This window comes from Frankia sp. BMG5.60, assembly GCF_059428125.1.
Genome location: NZ_CM182091.1, coordinates 4247641 through 4265550 on the forward strand (window position 1 = coordinate 4247641; position 17910 = coordinate 4265550).

Consider the following 17910-nt stretch of genomic DNA (forward strand, 5'->3'; position numbering starts at 1 on the left):
TGAGAGTTAACCGAGCAGGATCCGGTGGCGGAGAAGCGGGAAGCCCGCTCGGCCGTGCATCTGGCGCATGATCTTCTTGGTCTTGGTGTTGACGCCTTCGGTGCCGCCGTTGCTGTAAGGCAGGGTGAGCGCGTTGTTCACGGCGTCCCGGTCGAGGTCGAGACCGCGGGTGTAGGCGTGCAGGTGGGGCAGGTCGGCGGCCTGCGCGGTGGTGATCCATGCGGTGAGGAGATCGTTGTTGCCGTCGGCTGGGTCGAGCAGCGCGGCGAAGCCGCGGACCAGGTCCGCGAGGGTGGTCATCTCGGGGCAGGCGGCGGTGAGCGCGTCGAGCCGGTCGCGCTGAGGGTCGGTGAGGGTGTCGGGCCTGGTGAGCAGAAGGCGGGTCAGGGCGCGTGGGGAGATCGCGGGCTGGTCGCCGTCGAGGCGCCCCTGGTTGATGTAGCGGACGAGCAGGTTGTGGCTGCCCGTGTAGCCCTGCTCTCTGATCTCGCGGAACAGGCGCAGGACCGGGACGGCGGGTTCCTCGGCCCGGCGGCGCTTGAGGTGGTCGCGGTAGGGGTCGACCAGCGTCGGGCGGAAGGCCGGCGCGCGGATCAGGCGTTCGGGCTCGGGGACGCGGGCGTAGCGCTTGACGGTGTTGAGGGCGAGGTTGAGTCTTCGTGCGCAGTCGAGCAGGCCGACGCCCTGGTCGAGCAGGTCGTGGACCTGGTGCCAGCGTTCCCGGGTGGTCTGGGCGCGGGGCCCGTCGGTGGGCGGCGGGCCGGCCTTCGCCCAGCAGGCGCTGTGCGCGGCTATCTCCTGGCGGACGGCCTCGGCGAGGTTGTGCCACAGGTGCCACCGGTCTCCTACCTGCCGGGCGTCAGGTAGGACACGGCGGATACCCTCGGCGTAGGCACCCGAGCCATCCCTGCAGACGACCTCAACTCCGGGATGGGCCCGCAGCCAGGCCTCCAGGGCGTCAGCGCCTCGGCCGGGCAGGACGTCGACGCGGCGGCGGGTCTGCGCGTCGATCAGGATCGTGGCGTAGCGGTGGCGGCGGCGCAGCGCGAAGTCGTCCACCCCCAAAACCCGCGGGACCTCGAACGGCGGCAGGGGCAGGCGCAGCAGGCAGCGCAGCGCGGTGTGCCGCGACACCCCCACCGACAATGCGGTCAGGACCCGGGCCCCGGCGCGGCCGGCCAGTTCCCGGACCACCACGCCGACCTGGGCCGCCAACCGGACGGTGCGCCGCTGGTAACGCTCCAGCACGCCCGGGACCTGCTCCCGGAACGTCCGCAGACAGCCCCGGGTCGGACACAGGAGCCGACGGACCCGCACGGCCAGGAGCACGCGGCGCGCATCGAGCGCCACATCCGCCAGGGTCCGCACATGGTAGCTGTGCACTCGCGCCGACAGCGCGCCGCACCGTGGGCAGGCGGCCGGCCTGTCCGGGGTCCGCGCCGTGACCCGGATGCGGTCACCCTCGTCCGCCATGTCCTCTACGACCAGCGGCGCCAACCCGGAAAACACCAACGCAACCAGACAGTCCACGCCAACCATGACGGATAGTGACATAGAAGGTCACGTTAGCTACCACCGGATGTGCGACAGAGCCGAAATCGTGACAGGCTCTGGCCGGCGCCGGCACAGTCCCTCGCGGCCCGCAGGCGGCAGCAGGATCTCCTCCATCAGGACCGAGTAGCCGTCGTCCCACGGCGCGCGGATCGCGTGGACAGCCCGACAGCGCGCCCTACCGCCGGCGCGCGTTGATCCAGTCGATGGCATCCTGCACGGTGTTGATCTCCTCGGCGTCCTCGTCGGATATACCGATGGAGAACTCCTCTTCCAGGGCCACGCCCAGCTCGACAAGGTCCAGGGAGTCCGCTCCCAGGTCCTCGACGAATGACGCGTTGTTCGTCACCTCGTCCGGCTTGACGTTCAACTGCCCCACGACCACGTTCTTTACGCGCTCCTCGACGGTGGACACTCCACGGCCTCCTGCTCCTACATGCATGGGAACGGACACGACCCGCAATATTCTCTGATCGGTCCACGCAGCGAGCTCCGTCGCCCACCCCTGATGGGTGATGCTCGCCACGTGGGCTCTGTCCTGTCTGGCGCCATGCCCGCCCGGCCGGGGGTAGCAGCGCCCGTAGCAACGGGCGCGTCGTCGGCGGACGACCATGTACGCCGACGTGCATCGCGACCTGTGGACAAGCCGACGCAGCAAGAAGCGGATCTTGCCTTCCTTAGACGGTAGGGCGCTGCCCCACGCAACCGCTCACGCTCTACCGCATCCGCAGCGCGGTAGTCATCGAACGTCGGGTCGGAGGCCTCGGGGCGCCGGGCGCTGGCAGGGTGCTCCGAGGACCGTGAAGCCCTGGCAGGTGCTCATGTCGGGGGCTCATCCTCCGAGGAATCGGCGGGCCAGAAGGCGGCCGAGACGGTCGCGGCGGCTGTGCCTCGCGCGACGCGACGTCCGCACCATGTCCGCACGGAAGCGGGAGACGTCTCGGGAGAGATCGGGGGCGATCGCGTTGTCCTGGTCAGAAGCCTGGACAGTCCGGCGATCCCGGGAAGATCGTTGCGGAGGATGAGAGATTCGAACTCTCCGGACTGACAGTCGGAGGGGATCAGTGATTGCCGGAATCCTCTATGCCACAGTGGTTCCTGGAACACGGAAGATCGCTGATGATCGGCCGGAAACGGAAGTTTCGCCGCGCAGTGTGGGCACCACGCGGGCACCAGCGCCGCGGGACGGCGACTTTGGGGCCGGTCGGCTCGGCATGCCTTCGGCCACCGCCCCGGCCTGAGACTTCCGGCCCGCCGGGCGCCGCGAGAGGTCCACGGGCGAGTCGCGGGATGCCCGCCGACGCCCACGGGCAGGGCAACGACCCGGCAACCGTTACCCCTTCTTCCCATTTGCCTAGGAGACAGCTACTAGCGTCCCCCTTTCGACCGCAGGGGGGATCATCATGAACCGGCAAGGACCGCCAGAGCCCTACAACCATCCGTATCCGCCCCCTTACCAAGGGCAGCGAGACCCCCGGTACGGTGACTACCCGCCTCCCCCGGCTCCGACGGGACCCGCCTCGGGCGGCGAGCAGACCCTGTGGGAAACCACCAGCCAGACCCTGGCAGGCATGGCATCCGGCGGGCGGGCTGCAGGCCGCTACCGGCTCACGAACATCCGGCTGTACGTCACCGAAGGCATCGCCACCACGAAAACCGAACAGTACGAGCTCGGCTGGCTGTTCGACATCGACATCCGGCAGACCCTCGTTCAACGGGCCCGAAGCGTCGGGGATGTCATCGTCCACGTCCGTCGCGGCTGGGGCCAGGAGGCTGTTGTCCTACAGTCCGTGTCCGAACCCGCTCGGGTCCGGGACATGCTGAACCAGATGGCGCAGCAGGCCCGGCAGCAACCACGAGGCTGGTAGACTCGGCGGACCTGGCGCAGGATCGATGGCCGCCGGGAGATACCAATCGGGCGTTTTCTCTCCGGTGGTCGCCGGAGCACACAGCGCCGCTCCTTGCTGCGCCAGCAGGCGATAAGCGTCTCCACGATCGCAGCCTCTGCCGTTAGACCCAACCATCTACCCGACGATGACGATGGGGTGCGTGGAATGAGGACCCGTGGCCGACCCGCCAACCCCGCAGCACCGGGTTGGCGGGCAGTCGGTCACCTGGTGGTGCCCGCCGTCGCCCGTTGGTACACCGCGGCCTGGGCCGGGCTGAGATTGCCGGTCACCCGGACGAGCACCGGGCCGTCCGTGTAGTCGTACTCGGTGCCCAGGACACCCTGAGCGCCCTGCAGAGTCGCCTGGATGAACGTCGACCGGGCGGTGGCACCCTCGGCGGTCGGGAACACCTCGACGACGCCGCCACGGTCGACCGAGTCGGGGGCCAGGCCCTCAGCGAGGTCGGCGGGCGGAATCCGGGTGTCGCTGAACGTCGCCTTGGATGCGTAGCCCCCGGCCGGCCGAGCAGCTTCTTCGGGTCGGACTCGGCCGTGTAGACCGTCACCGCGGCCAGCGGCGCCCCGGCCGTACGTAGCGCGTTCACCACCTGCTCGGCGGTCGGCATCCCGGCGTGCGTGGCCGGCGTCGCGGCCGCTCCGGTGGCGGGCGTCGGCGCTGTGTCGCTGCCTCCGCATCCGGCCAGCGCCAACGCAAGCGGCACGGCCGCCATGATCTTCTTCATCAGATCCCCCCTGAGATCGTGCAGGGGGAGAGCTTGCCACCCTTGGCGATCACCTGGGATAACCGGGTGAACCCCAGATTTTCACCAGGTGGCTGGGCTTGCCCTCACCTGCGCGGGGGCGGAGCTCTGAGCCCGGCGAGCCAGCACGCGGGACCGGGGTCGCGCCCGGTCCCGCGCCCCCCTATCCCCGGTCAGGGAGTGGTAGCCCTCGCCACCCGGCGGGGGCGCGCGGGATCGCCGCGCGGGACGTCGCCGGCCGGGTGGCGAGAGGAACAGGGATGGCCAGCCGCGGTCAGGGCTCCGCGGCGGGGATGGTGGCCTTCCAGGTTCCGGAGGCGAGTCGGATCGTGCCGTCGTCGTCGACCTTCGCGCGGGCGCCGAGCCAGGGTGTCCATCCCCGCCAGGCCCAGTCGTCACGCACGGTCTCGAACAGGTCCCACAGCCGGCGGGGCCCGCCCTGGTGGACCGTCGGGGCCTCGCTGCCGAACGCGGTGGCCCGTGCCCATGACCCGTCCGGGTGGGCCATGATCGCGGTGTGCTGGCCGTCGCGTCCACGTCGGTAGCGGTGCTGTACGTCCGGGACCGCCAACGCGAACAGCGTGCCGAGCTCCCACGTCTCCGCGACGTCGATGACCGGCCCCCGGCCGGTTCCGATCTGTTCGCCGTCGAGCACGGCGAGCACGCCGAAATCGACCGCCGCCGGCGGGTAGTCGGGGCCGGTGCGGGTGGCCATGAACCCGGCCCAGTCCCGGGCGATGCGGCCGACGACCCCGGTCGGGGTCCGGGTCGCGGTGAGGACCATCCACGTTCCGGTGATGGTCGTGACCAGCCGGCCGCCGGGAGGCAACGCGGCCAACCAGCTCGGCGGAATCGATCGGACCGAGACCGTGGAGACGATCCGGTCGAACAGGCCGGGCAGCGGGCCGGTTGCGTCCGCCTCCAGGGCGGCGGGATGCAGGCCGCGGTCAGCGAGGCGTTCCGCGGCCGCGGTGACCAGGTACCGGTCGATATCGATGGTGGTGACGCGGACGTCACCGTAGCGCCGTGCGAGCAGCGCGGCGCCGTACCCGGACCCGGTACCGACGTCGAGGATGTTCAGACCCTCGGCCAACTGGGCGTGCTGGTACATGCGCAGGAGCAGTGCCGGCAGGGTCGCGGACGACGTCGGTCGTCCCTGCCGCTGTTCGCCCTCGATCGCGTGATCGGCGTGGGCGCGGCCGACGCGGGTGATCAGCGACTGGTTCGAGTAGGCGTCCCCGAGCGGCCCACGGCGCAGCGCCCACCCGCCGCTGGTAGGCGTCCACCAGGCGGGTACGAACTCGTGCCGCGGGGTGTCGGCGACGATCGGGTACCAGCGGGAGCCGGGATGGGTGACCTCGTTGGCCAGGGCGCGGGCGTGGAGCTGCCATCCCTCGATCATGAGTTGTTTCCTCCGTGACCCGGGTCAGACGCGCGGCCTCGACCTGCTTGCGCACTGTCTCCTTCTCGTCCAGGAGGGAGCTCGACAAAGTCGTCGACTCGCTGCCATCCGGCCGCACTGGGCAGCAATCCGCCGTCGGTTCGAGCCAGGAGCCCCGCTTGGGCGGCCTCATCCGCCCAGACATTCAGCCATGGCATCGGCGCCCCGAGACGGTCGGCGACGGCGCCCAGATTCAGGCCGCTGTGGGGGCGCCGCTGGGCCTGCTCGGCGGCGATCGCCGCCCACACCTGCGGGTCGGTCAGCCGCGTCCGGCGGATCTGCTCGTGCTGGTCGAGGCCGCGCGCGGTGAGCGCCCACGCCGGGCCGCTGGTCAGGACCAGCAGTTCCGCGGCTGTCCACGTGGCCAGCCGCAGGTGTAGCCAGGTCCGGTCGACCCGTCCGGCGGGGGCGTCCAGCCCGGCGGCGATGTCGTCCGTGGACGCTGCCCCGGCACGCTGCCAGGCCAAGCTGATGGCGGCCCACAGCTCCCGCCGGCTGATCGCGGCCACCCCCGGCCGGCACTGCTCGACACCGCCGAGGTCGGCGAGACCGCCCCGGTTGTAGATGGTGAGCCCAACCTGGGTGCGCTGGCCGCGGAGCAGTCCGACGACGGCGAGCACGTCCAGCGCAATCCCCATCTCCACGGCCGACACGCGAACCCGATCGGCAACCCGCTGCGCGGTGAACATCCGATCAGCGGAGCCCGAGCGAGCATGCGCCCACAGGAGGACGCGATGTAACTCGGCCGGGTCGACCGTGTCGATGGGCCGGAGTCTCGCGCTCACCGCTCGGCGTCCGCTGTCCCGATGTCTCCGAGCTCACCCTGGTCCGCGGCGGGGAGAAGATCGAGGGTGCCGGCGCGGAGAGCGGCGGCAAGTGCCCGCCAGACCGGCTCGGGAAGGCGCGCCTCCCGCTGGTGCAGGTAGCCGAAGCCGAGCACAACGTGGTCACCGTCGAGCCGGGTACGACCACCCGACGACGTCCACGAGAACCACGCCTCGCCGAGCCGGTCGAGCCGGCCCGCCCGCGTGGCGTTAGCCAAGCCCAACCAGACCACCAGCGGCAGCCGGAGGTCATCGTGGCGGTCGGTGGTGCGGTAGCGGATGACGATCTCGGCGCCGGAGCGGGCGACCTGGACGGCCGGCGCCTGCGGGGTGGCTTGTGCTGTAGCCGTCCAGGACATGATCTCTCCGTGGGGTTGGGTGCCTGCCCGCCGCCGTCGCGGGCGGCCTCCCGGGCGGGTAGGCGGTCAGACGGCCGCGGAGACCTGTTCCGCGTCGGTGACGAGCTGGTCCAGGTCTCGGGCGAGGCTTTCGGGTAGGCGGTGCGCGGTCGCGGCATGGAAGGCACGCAGGTAGGGCACCAGCGTGAGGAATGCGTGGCGAGTCGCCCAAAAGGCGGCGAGGTCGGGCGCGTTGCGGGCACCGGCGAGGACGTACCGCAGGCTGACGGTCTTGTCGGCGGCAAGGGCGGCAGCGACCCCGTCGGAGAGTCGGGACAGCCGGCGGACGGCACTGGCCGGGCCGGTGCGGTAGAGGTTCATGGTGGTGTGCTCGTCGTGGATTGCCCACAGTGTGATCAGGGTGTTGGTGCCGCATCGGCCGCCGACTTCGGCGTCGACGACGTCGGCCCGGGCGTAGTCGGGAACGTCGTGCAGCAGCACCGCGGCGAGCAGCTCGGGCGGCACGTCGGGCATGTGCCGGCCCAGGGTGAGCGCCACCCGGACGGCGTGCCCGAGCGCCGGCGCCCCGTCGATGATCTGTCCGGCGCACCAGCGGCGGGCGATGTCGAGCGCGGCGGCGACGATCCGCGGGCGGGGCGCGGTGAGGACAGATCGTCGGGTCGGGCCGGTGGATGGTGATGATGGGCGGGTGACTTCCGACATGGATCATCCTTGGGACGTGGACGCGCTGTGCGCGGTCTGCCCGGGACAGGTCCATGATCCGGGCAGGTTCGACATCGTCGATGGGCCGGGTCCCGGCAGCCGGTACGACATGACGGCCGGCTACCGGCGGGACACGGCCAGCGGGGTGCCGGTGTGCATCCACCCTGACAAGCTCGGATTTCCCCCGGGCCGGTACGCCTCCGCGGGGCAACTCTGGCCCGCGGAGGTCGAACCGGCACCGCACCCGGGGCCGATGCCGGACGATCCGGATGCGCTGGCTGGGTGGATGGTGGCGCTGGTCCGGCACGCCGACGTCGACGCGGTGGCTGAGGTGCTGGCCGCGGCCGAACGATCCGCGGCGCAGCGGTTCCCGGCCGATCTGGTGGTGGACGCTCTGCGGGCCGCGCTGGCCGAGGTCTAGCGGCCGAAGGTGATGAAGTGCGACCGGCCGCCGCTCTGCACGCCGATCGACTCGTAGTGCTCGAAGAGGATGTCCAGGCGGCGGTGGGCTTCGTCCTTGCCGATCCAGTAGCGGCGTGGCAGCTCACCCCAGCCGGCGGCCCGGTACACCTCGTCGGTGTAACCGTCCTCGTCGTAGCGGAACCGCTCATTGTCCGTGCTGTGGATGAAGGTGACGGTGAGGTCCTGCTGAATCCGGGACAGGATCGTGAACTGCGCGGTCAGCGCGTGGACCATCTCGTCGACCGGCGCGGACACGTCCAACTCCGCGGCCCGCTCGTCCTGGGTGAGCTCAAACACGGCGGCCTTCATCGCCATCGTGCGCAGCGCCTCGACGAACAGGTGCGACCCGTCGGCGTCGAGGTCCCATTCGGCGATCAGCGGGTAGCCGGTGAACGTCGCCCAGCACGTCGGGTACTGCAGGGTGCTCGCCCGCAGCCGACCGAACTCCGGGTGCGCCTCGATCGCGTCGAGGATCACCGCGGCACGCTCGCCGGCAGTGTGCGGGCTCGGCAGGTCGACGAGTGCCACGGCGCCCTGAGGCGGAGCCGGGGCGGTCGTGGCCGTGTTCTCGTGGTTCATGACCGGGTCTCCTTTTCGATGGTGTGGGTTGAGGCTCCCCACCCGCGGCGTGTGGACACGACGAGGGCGCCGCGGGTGGGGGCTTCGCAGGCAGGGCGCTGACCGGTCCGTGTGGGGAAGTGGCCGGACTGTTTCCCGCCGTGCACGACCCATGACACAGCGGGTGACTCGACGCTGGAACGGTGAGATCGTTCGCCCGGGGGGTGGGAGACGATGTCCCACCCGACACCCACCGACGGCTGAGGGGAACCGCCGTGGATGCTGACGACGTCGAGGGTCTGAAGCAGCAGCTCGCGGCCCGGTTCCGACAGCTTCAGGAGCGGCACGATCTGTCCGGTGTCCAACTGGAAGCACGCACCCGCTACGACCGCAAGAACGCCTCCGCGATCCGGAACAACGGCCGGCTCCCGGCCCGGCATGTTCTCCAGGCTTATGACGACGTGTTCGGCACCGGCGGAGAGCTGACCGGGCTGGGTGATCGGATCCGCGCGGCGGAACAGGCGCTGCGACTCGGTGAACTGCGAGCCCGCGCGGAGGCTGGCGGCGGCCAGGACCAGGACGGTCCGGCCCGAGAGGCCGAGGAGGAGACGACCACGGACCGACGAGAGTTCGTCCAGGCCGGCGCGTTGACGGTCGCCGCGGGGATCGCCGCCGAGGTATCCCGGCGGGTCGCCTCCGCCGACCCGGATCCGCTGACCCTCGACGAGCTCGACGAACGGCTCGACGACATCGGCAGCAGGTACACCACGATGCCGCACGCGACCCTGACCCCGCTGGTCCTCGGCGGATGGCGGGACGCCGAACGGCTCCTCGACAGCCGGCTGTCAGCGCGGGTCCGTACCCGGGTGACGGTGATGGCGGGCCTGTTCTCGTTCACCGCCGGCCGGCTCGCCTTCAACCTCGGCGATGACGCGGCCGCCCGCCGCTTCGCCTCCCTCGCCGAGCTCTACGCCCGCGACGTCGACGACCCGCTACTCAGCGGCTCGGTGGCAACGTTGAAGACGTCGATCGCCTACTACACCGGCCGGCACACCGCCGCCGCGGACATCGCCGGCCAGGCCCGCGCCGGCGCCCACCCCTACCTGCGCGCACGGCTCGCCGCCTACGAAGCGCGGGCCCGCGCCGCCGCCGGCCAGCACGACCAGGCCCGCCAAGCCCTGCGCGACATGCAGGACGCCGTCTGGCTCGGTGAGCCGATGGTCGGCACCGAACCGTTCGGCGAAGAGATGATCCACTGCTTTCTGGCCGTGGTCTCCGGCCGGCTCGGAGACGGCGAACTCGCCGAGCCGCACGCGCGTCGCTCGCTGGCGATCCTGCAGGCGACCGGCGGCGGATACGAGGACATCGGCGGCACCTACAACGCGCTCGCGCAGGCATTCCTACGCCGCCGCCGACCAGATCCCGAACAGGCGGCCGACGCGGCGTCGCGCGCCCTCGCCGCGCTGGAGGGCAGGCCGACCAGGACCGTGATTCAGCGAACCGGCCAGCTCTGGCAGGAACTCGGCGCACGCTGGGAAGGCCAGCGGGCCGTCGTCGAACTCGGCGAACGACTCCAGGTGCACCGGCAGGCACTACCAGCAGGGAGCGGCGGATGACCCTCGACTACGGCACCCCCAACGACCAGGGCGTCCCCACCGTGCTCACCCCCCGGCTGGTACTGCGCGGCTGGCGACCCGAGGACGTGCCCGCATATCTGGAGATCGTCTCCGAGGAAGGGATGGCCGCGCACACCCCGCAGCCGCGCACCGAGGCCGCGGCCTGGTCGCAGACCGCCTTCCAGATCGGACACTGGGCGCTGCGCGGCTACGGCATGTGGGCCGTCGAGGACCGGGCCACCGGGCAGCTCCTCGGCCGCGCGGGCCTCTACGAGGCGCTCGGCTGGCCCGGCTGCGAGATCGCCTGGACCATCCGCCGCGACCGGTGGAACCAGGGGTTGGCGACCGAGGCGGGCCGCGCCGCGCTGGAGTTCGCGTTCGACGTCGTCAAACGAGACGACCTGATCTCCATCATGACCGCGGAGAACACCGCTTCAATCAGCGTCGCCACGAAACTCGGCTTCACGTTCGACCGCACCGAGACGATCCAGGGCGGCGAGTACTCGATCTACGCGATCACCCGCGCCGAGTGGGTCTCACGAGCAGCATCAACCATCGGATCCTGATCCGCATAAGATGGGTGGCGGCGCGAGCCGGGAAACCGCTCAGCCACGAACGATAGTCGCGGACCCAACGAGCGATGTGCGCGTAGCGGTCGTCTCCCGGTTTGTCCGGCGAGGCCGGGGAGGGGATGGCCTCCACCCCGTAGAGCTGTCCGGCGCAGTCGGCCGTGTCGTAGGGGATTCCCGGCGAGGTCTACAGCGGCCGAATCCGGGCATGTTCCGCGGCCATCTCTGTGTCGAGGGCGTGATGGTAGACGCTGGTTCAGAGATAGGACCCGATGAGCGCGGAACGCCCGCTGCGCGTGGCGGCGGTGAAGGCGATCGCCGCAGCCGGGGAGGATCTGACCGGCTGGCAGTCGGCTGGCTGACCGGCCGCGTCGCTAGACGACAGGCCACCCGATCCACTGTGTGACAGCACGATAAGGTGCATCCCTCACGGAACAGAACATGGGGGGAACACTATGCACAAGCGGATCATCCCTGCCCTGATGCTGACCGCAGCCGCGGCCCTCGCCGGCTGCAACACCAGCTCGGGCGGAGGCACGGCAGCAGGCACCGGCGGTGCGGCGGGCAGCACTGCGGGGGCAGCAGCGCAGCAGGCCCCGGCGACCACCGCCGCCGCGCCGGCTGTTCTCCTGCAGGAACAGGGCAACGGCACCAAGACGACCGCGCAGTTCACGACGGGCGGGGCGTGGACGTTCGACTGGACCTACGACTGCTCGGCGTTCGGCAGCCAGGGGAACTTCGCGGTTATCGTCACCAAGGACTCCGGTGACAAGCTGACCACGGACAATGTGAACCAACTGGGTGCGAAGGGCGCGTCCACCGAGCATTTCTACGACAAGGGCACCTTCCACCTGCAGATCATCTCCGAGTGTGCGTGGACGGTGGCGGCCAAGGGTTAGCCGGCCAGGGTGTGCCGCCGTCCTGCCCGGGGTTCCGGGTGGGGCGGCGGTTGGCGTTCGGCTGGATGTACTGCGGCGCGCCGCCTCCGCGACCTGTTCGATCAGGCTCTGCCGGGTTCTACAGAGATGACCGAAGACGGTAACAATGTAAACGTCTCCAAGATCATCAAGCCAACTGGGAACGCCGAGTCGTCCCATACACGCCGAAGTCTTCGCCGAGGGACTACTCGGACTGCGCACACCTCGAAGCGGCAGGAGCAGCGGCCGGCTCCCGAACTCGGGAAACGTCCAGCCACAAAGCCCAGCCTGCGCCACCGGCTCATGGTCACCGTGGACCCGGAAGGTCGTCGACACAGGCGCTCGTCCCCCTGGTCGGGAAGACGGAGATCAGCGACTCCGGGTTCACTACGAAGAAGCTCGCCGAAGATGAGGCGGAGAAGGCCGTCGCCCGCGTCCACGCCGGACAGCAGGACATCGGCGGCCTGACCGTGCGGTCCTACCTCGGCGAAATCCCGCTCGCCTCCCTGCGGGCCCACCAGATCAGCCAGGCGTACCAACGCGTCCAGGCCGACAGCGCCACCCGGCGGCGCAAGGTCGGCCTGTCGACGATCGCCGACGCCCACGCGACGCTCAAGAGCGCACTCGGCGACGCGGTCAGGCAGCGGATGACCGTTCAACCCGGCTGACGGCGTCGAACTGCCCTCGTACAACCGGCCCGAGGTGGAGCCGTGGGCAGCCGAGGACGTCGGCGTGTTCCTGGACGAGGCGGCGGCGGCCGACCGGCTCGCCGCGATGTGGGAGCTGATCGCCCTGCACGGTCTTCGCCGCGGTGAGGCGTGCGGCGCGTCCTGGCCGGCCCTGGATGAAGAACAGGCGGTTCTCAGGATCACCCAGCAGATCACCGAAGTCGGCGACACGGCCGGGGTGTGGCCTCCGAAGACGTCGAGCAGTAAGGCGAAGCTGGACTTGGACGGGACCACGCTCGGTTCGCTGCTCGCGCACAAGCTCGCGCAGGACACCGAGCGGGAAGAGGTCGGCGCCGGGTGGGACAACGGCATCCTGCCCAACGAGCACGGCAAGCCAGTGCAGCTCAAGGAGCTGATGTTCACCCGCCCGGATGGGCGGTACCTCGATCCGCAGTGGGTCGCTCGTCGCATGTGGCAGATCGCCCGCCGCGCGGGGTTGTGCACGACGGTGCGGGCGCCAGCGGCGGCCGGTGCCGTCGAGATCGTGGTCGGGATGCGCTACCGGGAGCCGGTGGGGACCTGGACGCTGTACGTCGACCGGGAACCGGTCGGAGAGGTCACGGTCGTGTCCGCCGTCCGGATGAGCGGCACCCGGGCCCGGCTGACGCTCTCCGCTCCCCTGCCGGTCGACGTCGGGGTGGGTGCGGAGCTCGGCTGGTCGTTGCTGTCCCGCCGCCGGCTGCACGATCTGCGGCACTCGTCGGCGTCGATTCAGCTCGCCGAAGGCATGGATCTCGCTCTCGTGTCGAAGCGGATGCGGCACAGCTCGACGTCGATCACCGGGAACCTGTACGTCCACCTGCTGCGCTCGTCCGGCCAGAAGGCGGCCGAAGCGGTGGCGGCGGCGGTGCCCCGCTCCGCGCGCCGCGGGCACCAAGTGGGCACCGAACCCGCGGAGGGGGTCGTTTCGGCTGACAAGGGCGAGATTCCCGCTGGTAGCGAAGGGAAGCGCCTGAAGCGATCACGGCGGAGGATGAGAGATTCGAACTCTCGAGGGGTTGCCCCCAACACGCTTTCCAAGCGTGCGCCCTAGGCCACTAGGCGAATCCTCCGTCGATGAGACTATCTGATCGTCGCCGGTCCGTGGACGCGGGGTCGCCCAGCCGCGCGCAGTCAGGCCCAGCGCGCCCCTCGGGTCACTCTGGTCCGCCTGGGCTCGGCCCGTACCGGCCCCGGCCGTTGGGGCATCGGCCGCCGGACCGTCCCGTGCTGCCGTAACCGGCGTGGGTCGGGCCTGAAGGGGGAGCGACACTGGCCCGGCGCCAGCGCGGAGGGCGGTCGGGTGCGGACGACCGCCGGGGCGGGGTGGCGGCCGGTTCGGGCGGGGCGGCGGACCTCCGGATTCATGATCGTCCGGGACGGGCTAGACTGCGGAGCAGACCCCTCGTGCGGCGTTACCCTCGTGAAACCCCCCAGGGCCGGAAGGCAGCAAGGGTAAGCGGGCTCTGACGGGTGTGCGGGGGGTCCTCTCGTTTCGCCGATCGTCTCGTCGAGCACGCGGAGCAGGCCAGTGAGCGCAGCGTTGTACAACCGGTACCGTCCTGCGACTTTCGCCCAGGTCGTCGGCCAGGAACACGTGACCGACGCGCTGCGCAAGGCTCTGCGAACCGGCCGGCTGCACCACGCGTACCTGTTCAGCGGCCCGCGGGGCTGCGGCAAGACGTCCTCGGCCCGGATCCTCGCCGCCTCGCTGAACTGCGAGCGGGGGCCCACCCCCGAGCCCTGCGGCGTGTGCGACGAGTGCGTCGGCATCCGCACCGGCGCCTCGATGGACGTCACCGAGATCGACGCGGCCTCGCACGGCCTCGTCGACGATGCCCGGGACCTGCGCGAACGGGCCTTCTTCGCCCCCGCGTCGGCCCGCTTCAAGGTGTTCGTGGTCGACGAGGCGCACATGGTGACGGCCGCGGCGTTCAACGCCCTGCTGAAGGTCGTCGAGGAGCCGCCGCCGTACCTGAAGTTCGTCTTCGCCACCACCGAGCCGGACAAGGTCATCCCGACGATCCGGTCCCGCACCCACCACTACGCCTTCCGGCTCGTCCCGCCGGGCGTGCTGCGCACGCACCTGGCGTCGATCTGCGAGCAGGAGGGCGTCACCGTCGATCCGGCGGTGCTGCCGCTGGTCGTGCGGGCCGGAGCGGGATCGGTCCGGGACTCGCTGTCCGTCCTCGACCAGCTCCTCGCCGGGGCGGACGACGACGGCCTGCACTACGACCGCGCGGTGGCCCTTCTCGGCGTGACCGACGGGGTCCTGCTCGACGAGACCGTCGACGCGCTCGCGCAGCGCGACGGCGCCGCCCTGTTCACCGTCGTCGACAAGGTCGTCTCCGCCGGGCACGACCCGCGGCGGTTCGCCACCGACCTCCTTGACCGGTTCCGCGACCTGATCATCATGGCGGCCGTCCCGGACGCCGACGCCCGCGGCCTGCTGGAGTCCTTCTCCCCCGACCAGATCGACCGGATGCGCGCGCAGGCCGCCGCGGTCGGCCCCGCGGAGCTGTCCCGCACGGCGGACGTGCTGCACGGCGGCCTGGTCGAGATGCGGGGCACGACGAGCCCACGGCTGATGCTCGAGCTGATCCTCGCCCGCGCGCTGCTGCCCGCGGCCTCGGCGGACCCGGCGGCGCTGCTGACCCGGCTGGAACGACTGGAACGGCGTTCCGTGCTCGCCGCTCCCGATCCGGCCGCCGGTCACCCGGCCTCGGCGCCCGGCTTCGGCGCGGGCCCGGTGGCGGGCAGTTCCCCGTTCGGCGGTGCCGAGGACCCGGATGGCCCGCATGGCCCCGACGATGCGGCGGGTCGCGCGCGGGAAGCGGCGCCCGCCCGGTCGGCACCCGCCCACCCGGCGCGCGCCGCCGCGGCTCCCACGTCCCAGGGTCCGGCCGGCGGATCGTGGGACGCGGCCCCGGCGGCCGCCGGAATGGGAGCGGGTGCCCCGACCGGTGGTGTCGGCTACGGGCCGCCGCAGGCAGGCGCCGGCTTCGGGCCGCAGCCGGGAGCCGGCGGCGGCCCCGGAGCCAGGCAGGGCCCGGGAGCCGGGCAGGGCGCCGGAGCTGGGCAAGGCCCCCGAGCTGGGCAAGGCGGTGGGGCTGGGCAACGCGGCGGGGCCGGGCCGGGCGGTGGGCGGATCGACGCCGCTGGCCTGCGGATGCTGTGGGACGAGGTCCTCGTGCTCGCCGGCCGTCGCAGTCGCAAGACGCACGCGATCCTGAAGGACCATGCGACCGTCGCCGACGTGCGCGGTGACGAGGTGGTGCTCGCCTTCGCCAGCCCGACGATGGGACGGATGTTCGGGCAGGGCAACAACGCCGAAATATTCTGCACCGCGTTGGCGGAGAAGATCGGCGGGACCTGGCGGGTCAGCGTGGGACCCGCGGGAGGCTCCGGTCCTGGGCGGGGTGGTGGCGGCGGCCGGCCGGCCGGGGGACCGCCACCGCCCGGCGGTGGCTTCGCTGGCCAGCCGGGATCAGGACCAGCCTGGGCCGGTCCTGATCAGCGCGCCGGTGGCGGTAGGCCGGCCCCGGCGGCGGGCGGCCGAGCCGGCGGGCCCACACCAGGCCAATCCGGCCCAGGGCAATCCGGCCCAGGGCAACCCGTGGCGGGACACTGGCAGGGGCCGGGCGGCGCAAATTACCCCGACCACCAGGACCATTCGGGTTATGCGCCCAACGGTGAGGGACCTGGCGGCGTGGACGGCGGCGGTCGGCCGCCCGCCACGGCGGGCTGGGCACCCGGTCCGGGCGGTCCCGTGCCGCGCGCCGACGATGGGGGCGCCGGCCGGGCGGCAGGCGCATACGGTCCCGCGGGCGGGCCCGGGCGAGGCGGAGTCGACGGCGGCTGGCGCGGCCCCGGCGGGGGGCCGGGCGATGATCATCACCCGGGCCGTGGGGGCGACAACCCCCGATTCCCCGAGCCCACCACGCCAACCCACGATCAGATCGGGGACGGCGGCAGCGGTACCCACTTCGGCGACCGCAGCCAGGGGTCCGGCGCTGCCCACGGCATCGTCGGACAGCGCGACGCCGGTGCGCACGCCGCCGACCAGAACAACGCCGGCCCGGACAACGCCGGGCAGTACAACGCCGGGCAGAACAGCACCGGGCAGAACAGCACCGGCCCGGCCGGAGCCGGTGGGCGCGATTCGGCGGGCAGTGGCACGGGGGGTAGTGGCGGCACGCCGGGTAGTGGTGGCACGGCCGCTGCACCGCCGGTCAACGACGAGCCGTCCCTCGACGACGACGATGCCCCGGGGCAGGCGGGCGGAGCCCGCGGCGGTGCGGAGGCGGCGATGTCCCTGCTGCGAACCGGGCTCGGCGCCACGGTCATCGAACAGATCCCGACAAGCTGACGGGAAAGTAGGCTCGTCGATATGTCGAACTCGCAGACCTCCGCCGGCGATGGGACCCCGGCCGGCGGTGGACTGCCCGCCGGGGGTGGGGCCCACCTGGGGCAGATCCTCCAGCAGGCGCAGAAGATGCAGGCCGCGCTCCTGTCGGCCCAGGAGGAGCTCGCCTCCGCCCGGGTGGACGGCACGGCCGGCGGCGGCCTGGTCAGGGCCACCGTCAACGGTGGCGGCGAGCTCGTCGACCTCACGATCAGCCCGGAGGCGGTCGATCCGGAGGACACCGAGACGCTCGCCGATCTGATCCTCGCGGCGGTCCGCGACGCGACCACCAACGCGCACCGGCTAGCCGCGGAACGGATGGGCTCGCTCACGGGTGGGCTGGGCGCGGGTGGGCTGGGCGCGGGTGGGCTGGGCGCCGGCGGGCTGGGCGCCGGCGGGCTTGGTGGGGCCGCCGCTGCCGGTGGGGCGCTCGGCGGGCTGGGTGATCTCGGTGGCCTGCTGGCCGGCGGCGGCGCGGCGCCGCGCGGTCCCGGTCGTCCCGGACTGGGCTGACGGGCGGGAGCACCGATGTATGAGGGCATTGTCCAGGACCTGATCGACGAACTCGGGCGGCTGCCCGGCATCGGCCCCAAGAGTGCCCAGCGGATCGCGTTCCACCTGCTGGCCGCCGACCCGGTGGACGTCCGCCGGCTGGCGACCGCGCTGACCGAGGTCAAGGACAAGGTCCGGTTCTGCCGGAGCTGCTTCAACGTCGCCCAGTCGGAGCTGTGCCGGATCTGCGCCGATCCCCGCCGCGACCAGGCCCTGATCTGCGTGGTCGAGGAGCCCAAGGACGTCGTCGCGATCGAGCGCACGCGGGAGTTCCGCGGGCGGTACCACGTGCTCGGCGGGGCGATCAACCCGATCGGCGGGGTCGGGCCCGACGACCTGCACATCCGCGAACTCGTCGCGCGGCTGGCCGACGGCACCGTGACCGAGCTGATCCTCGCCACCGACCCGAACACCGAGGGTGAGGTCACCGCCTCCTACCTCGCCCGCCAGATCGGGCCGATGGGGCTGCGGGTCACCCGGCTGGCCAGCGGCCTGCCGATGGGCGGCGACCTGGAGTGGGCCGACGAGGTGACCCTCGGCCGCGCCTTCGAGGGACGCCGGGTCGTCAACGCCTGACCCACCGGGCGGGGGCCGGCCG

At 71.8% G+C, this 17910-nt stretch carries 17 protein-coding genes, 1 tRNA gene and 1 other RNA gene; 10 read left to right on the forward strand and 9 right to left on the reverse strand.

Going from position 1 to position 17910, the window contains the following annotated elements:
- Positions 1 to 6: 6 nt before the first annotated feature.
- Together AC5R91_RS17305 and acpP are read right to left on the reverse strand one after the other, a co-directional pair.
- Entirely contained in the window at positions 7 to 1539 is a 1533-nt protein-coding gene (locus AC5R91_RS17305; RefSeq protein ID WP_495397995.1) for an ISL3 family transposase, read from the reverse strand.
- Positions 1540 to 1729: 190 nt separating this feature from the next.
- On the reverse strand, positions 1730 to 1966 hold the full coding sequence (acpP, locus tag AC5R91_RS17310) for an acyl carrier protein (RefSeq protein ID WP_495392391.1): 237 nt from the start codon (positions 1964 to 1966) through the stop codon (positions 1730 to 1732).
- Positions 1967 to 2954: 988 nt separating this feature from the next.
- Here acpP and AC5R91_RS17315 point away from each other — a divergent pair.
- Complete coding sequence (locus AC5R91_RS17315) at positions 2955 to 3419, forward strand: PH domain-containing protein (protein WP_495392392.1); 465 nt, start codon at positions 2955 to 2957, stop codon at positions 3417 to 3419.
- Between the two features lie 242 nt (positions 3420 to 3661).
- On the opposite strand, the gene AC5R91_RS17320 is transcribed toward AC5R91_RS17315, so the two are convergent.
- The 5 genes from AC5R91_RS17320 to AC5R91_RS17340 all read right to left on the reverse strand — a co-directional run bounded on the left by AC5R91_RS17320 (position 3662) and on the right by AC5R91_RS17340 (position 7526).
- Positions 3662 to 4135: a hypothetical protein gene (locus AC5R91_RS17320; RefSeq protein WP_495392393.1), complete on the reverse strand. Its 474-nt coding sequence runs from the start codon at positions 4133 to 4135 to the stop codon at positions 3662 to 3664.
- Between the two features lie 339 nt (positions 4136 to 4474).
- On the reverse strand, positions 4475 to 5602 hold the full coding sequence (locus AC5R91_RS17325) for a methyltransferase domain-containing protein (RefSeq protein ID WP_495392394.1): 1128 nt from the start codon (positions 5600 to 5602) through the stop codon (positions 4475 to 4477).
- Entirely contained in the window at positions 5599 to 6285 is a 687-nt protein-coding gene (locus tag AC5R91_RS17330) for a hypothetical protein (RefSeq protein WP_495392395.1), read from the reverse strand. The genes AC5R91_RS17325 and AC5R91_RS17330 overlap by 4 nt, the downstream gene beginning before the upstream one ends.
- Positions 6286 to 6422: 137 nt before the next feature.
- On the reverse strand, positions 6423 to 6824 hold the full coding sequence (locus tag AC5R91_RS17335) for a hypothetical protein (RefSeq protein ID WP_495392396.1): 402 nt from the start codon (positions 6822 to 6824) through the stop codon (positions 6423 to 6425).
- A 66-nt stretch (positions 6825 to 6890) separates the two neighbouring features.
- Positions 6891 to 7526, reverse strand: a complete 636-nt coding sequence (locus AC5R91_RS17340) for a hypothetical protein (RefSeq protein ID WP_495392397.1) — start codon at positions 7524 to 7526, stop codon at positions 6891 to 6893.
- Here AC5R91_RS17340 and AC5R91_RS17345 point away from each other — a divergent pair.
- Positions 7513 to 7947, forward strand: a complete 435-nt coding sequence (locus AC5R91_RS17345; protein ID WP_495392398.1) for a hypothetical protein — start codon at positions 7513 to 7515, stop codon at positions 7945 to 7947. The genes AC5R91_RS17340 and AC5R91_RS17345 overlap by 14 nt on opposite strands.
- Here the strand turns inward: AC5R91_RS17345 and AC5R91_RS17350 are convergent.
- Positions 7944 to 8567 (reverse strand): hypothetical protein, encoded by a 624-nt coding sequence (locus tag AC5R91_RS17350; RefSeq protein ID WP_495392399.1) that lies wholly within the window; start codon positions 8565 to 8567, stop codon positions 7944 to 7946. The two genes, AC5R91_RS17345 and AC5R91_RS17350, sit on opposite strands and share 4 nt — an antisense overlap.
- 254 nt (positions 8568 to 8821) lie before the next feature.
- On the opposite strand from AC5R91_RS17350, the gene AC5R91_RS17355 reads away from it, so the two are divergent.
- From AC5R91_RS17355 to AC5R91_RS17370, 4 genes are all read left to right on the forward strand, one after another.
- Positions 8822 to 10162 (forward strand): NsdA family TPR-like regulatory protein, encoded by a 1341-nt coding sequence (locus AC5R91_RS17355; protein WP_495392400.1) that lies wholly within the window; start codon positions 8822 to 8824, stop codon positions 10160 to 10162.
- Positions 10159 to 10728 carry a GNAT family N-acetyltransferase gene (locus AC5R91_RS17360; protein ID WP_495392401.1) on the forward strand — a complete coding sequence of 190 codons (570 nt, stop codon included), beginning with the start codon at positions 10159 to 10161 and terminating at the stop codon, positions 10726 to 10728. Before AC5R91_RS17355 ends, AC5R91_RS17360 begins: the two co-directional genes overlap by 4 nt.
- A 458-nt stretch (positions 10729 to 11186) precedes the next feature.
- Positions 11187 to 11630, forward strand: a complete 444-nt coding sequence (locus AC5R91_RS17365; RefSeq protein WP_495392402.1) for a hypothetical protein — start codon at positions 11187 to 11189, stop codon at positions 11628 to 11630.
- A gap of 488 nt (positions 11631 to 12118) precedes the next feature.
- A complete protein-coding gene (locus AC5R91_RS17370; RefSeq protein ID WP_495392403.1) occupies positions 12119 to 12316 on the forward strand; it encodes a hypothetical protein in 198 nt (65 codons plus the stop codon).
- 1027 nt (positions 12317 to 13343) lie between these two features.
- On the opposite strand, the gene AC5R91_RS17375 is transcribed toward AC5R91_RS17370, so the two are convergent.
- Positions 13344 to 13428 (reverse strand) — tRNA-Ser (locus AC5R91_RS17375).
- 323 nt (positions 13429 to 13751) lie between these two features.
- On the opposite strand from AC5R91_RS17375, the gene ffs reads away from it, so the two are divergent.
- The 4 genes from ffs (at position 13752) to recR (ending at position 17888) form a co-directional block, all read left to right on the forward strand.
- An RNA gene (gene ffs, locus AC5R91_RS17380) (signal recognition particle sRNA small type) lies at positions 13752 to 13848 on the forward strand.
- A gap of 38 nt (positions 13849 to 13886) precedes the next feature.
- Positions 13887 to 16724, forward strand: coding sequence for a DNA polymerase III subunit gamma and tau (locus AC5R91_RS17385; RefSeq protein ID WP_495392404.1), 2838 nt, complete (start codon positions 13887 to 13889; stop codon positions 16722 to 16724).
- A gap of 21 nt (positions 16725 to 16745) precedes the next feature.
- On the forward strand, positions 16746 to 17273 hold the full coding sequence (locus AC5R91_RS17390; RefSeq protein ID WP_495392405.1) for a YbaB/EbfC family nucleoid-associated protein: 528 nt from the start codon (positions 16746 to 16748) through the stop codon (positions 17271 to 17273).
- Between the two features lie 15 nt (positions 17274 to 17288).
- Positions 17289 to 17888 carry a recombination mediator RecR gene (recR, locus tag AC5R91_RS17395; RefSeq protein ID WP_011601859.1) on the forward strand — a complete coding sequence of 200 codons (600 nt, stop codon included), beginning with the start codon at positions 17289 to 17291 and terminating at the stop codon, positions 17886 to 17888.
- Positions 17889 to 17910: the final 22 nt, after the last annotated feature.

Coding starts and splice junctions, on each gene's coding strand:
- AC5R91_RS17305 (WP_495397995.1), bottom strand. CDS start 1,539: ATGGTTGGCGTGGACTGTCTGGTTGCGTTGGTGTTTTCCGGGTTGGCG.
- AC5R91_RS17315 (WP_495392392.1), top strand. CDS start 2,955: ATGAACCGGCAAGGACCGCCAGAGCCCTACAACCATCCGTATCCGCCC.
- AC5R91_RS17320 (WP_495392393.1), bottom strand. CDS start 4,135: ATGCGGAGGCAGCGACACAGCGCCGACGCCCGCCACCGGAGCGGCCGC.
- AC5R91_RS17325 (WP_495392394.1), bottom strand. CDS start 5,602: ATGATCGAGGGATGGCAGCTCCACGCCCGCGCCCTGGCCAACGAGGTC.
- AC5R91_RS17335 (WP_495392396.1), bottom strand. CDS start 6,824: ATGTCCTGGACGGCTACAGCACAAGCCACCCCGCAGGCGCCGGCCGTC.
- AC5R91_RS17340 (WP_495392397.1), bottom strand. CDS start 7,526: ATGTCGGAAGTCACCCGCCCATCATCACCATCCACCGGCCCGACCCGA.
- AC5R91_RS17350 (WP_495392399.1), bottom strand. CDS start 8,567: ATGAACCACGAGAACACGGCCACGACCGCCCCGGCTCCGCCTCAGGGC.
- AC5R91_RS17360 (WP_495392401.1), top strand. CDS start 10,159: ATGACCCTCGACTACGGCACCCCCAACGACCAGGGCGTCCCCACCGTG.
- AC5R91_RS17365 (WP_495392402.1), top strand. CDS start 11,187: ATGCACAAGCGGATCATCCCTGCCCTGATGCTGACCGCAGCCGCGGCC.
- AC5R91_RS17390 (WP_495392405.1), top strand. CDS start 16,746: ATGTCGAACTCGCAGACCTCCGCCGGCGATGGGACCCCGGCCGGCGGT.
- recR (WP_011601859.1), top strand. CDS start 17,289: ATGTATGAGGGCATTGTCCAGGACCTGATCGACGAACTCGGGCGGCTG.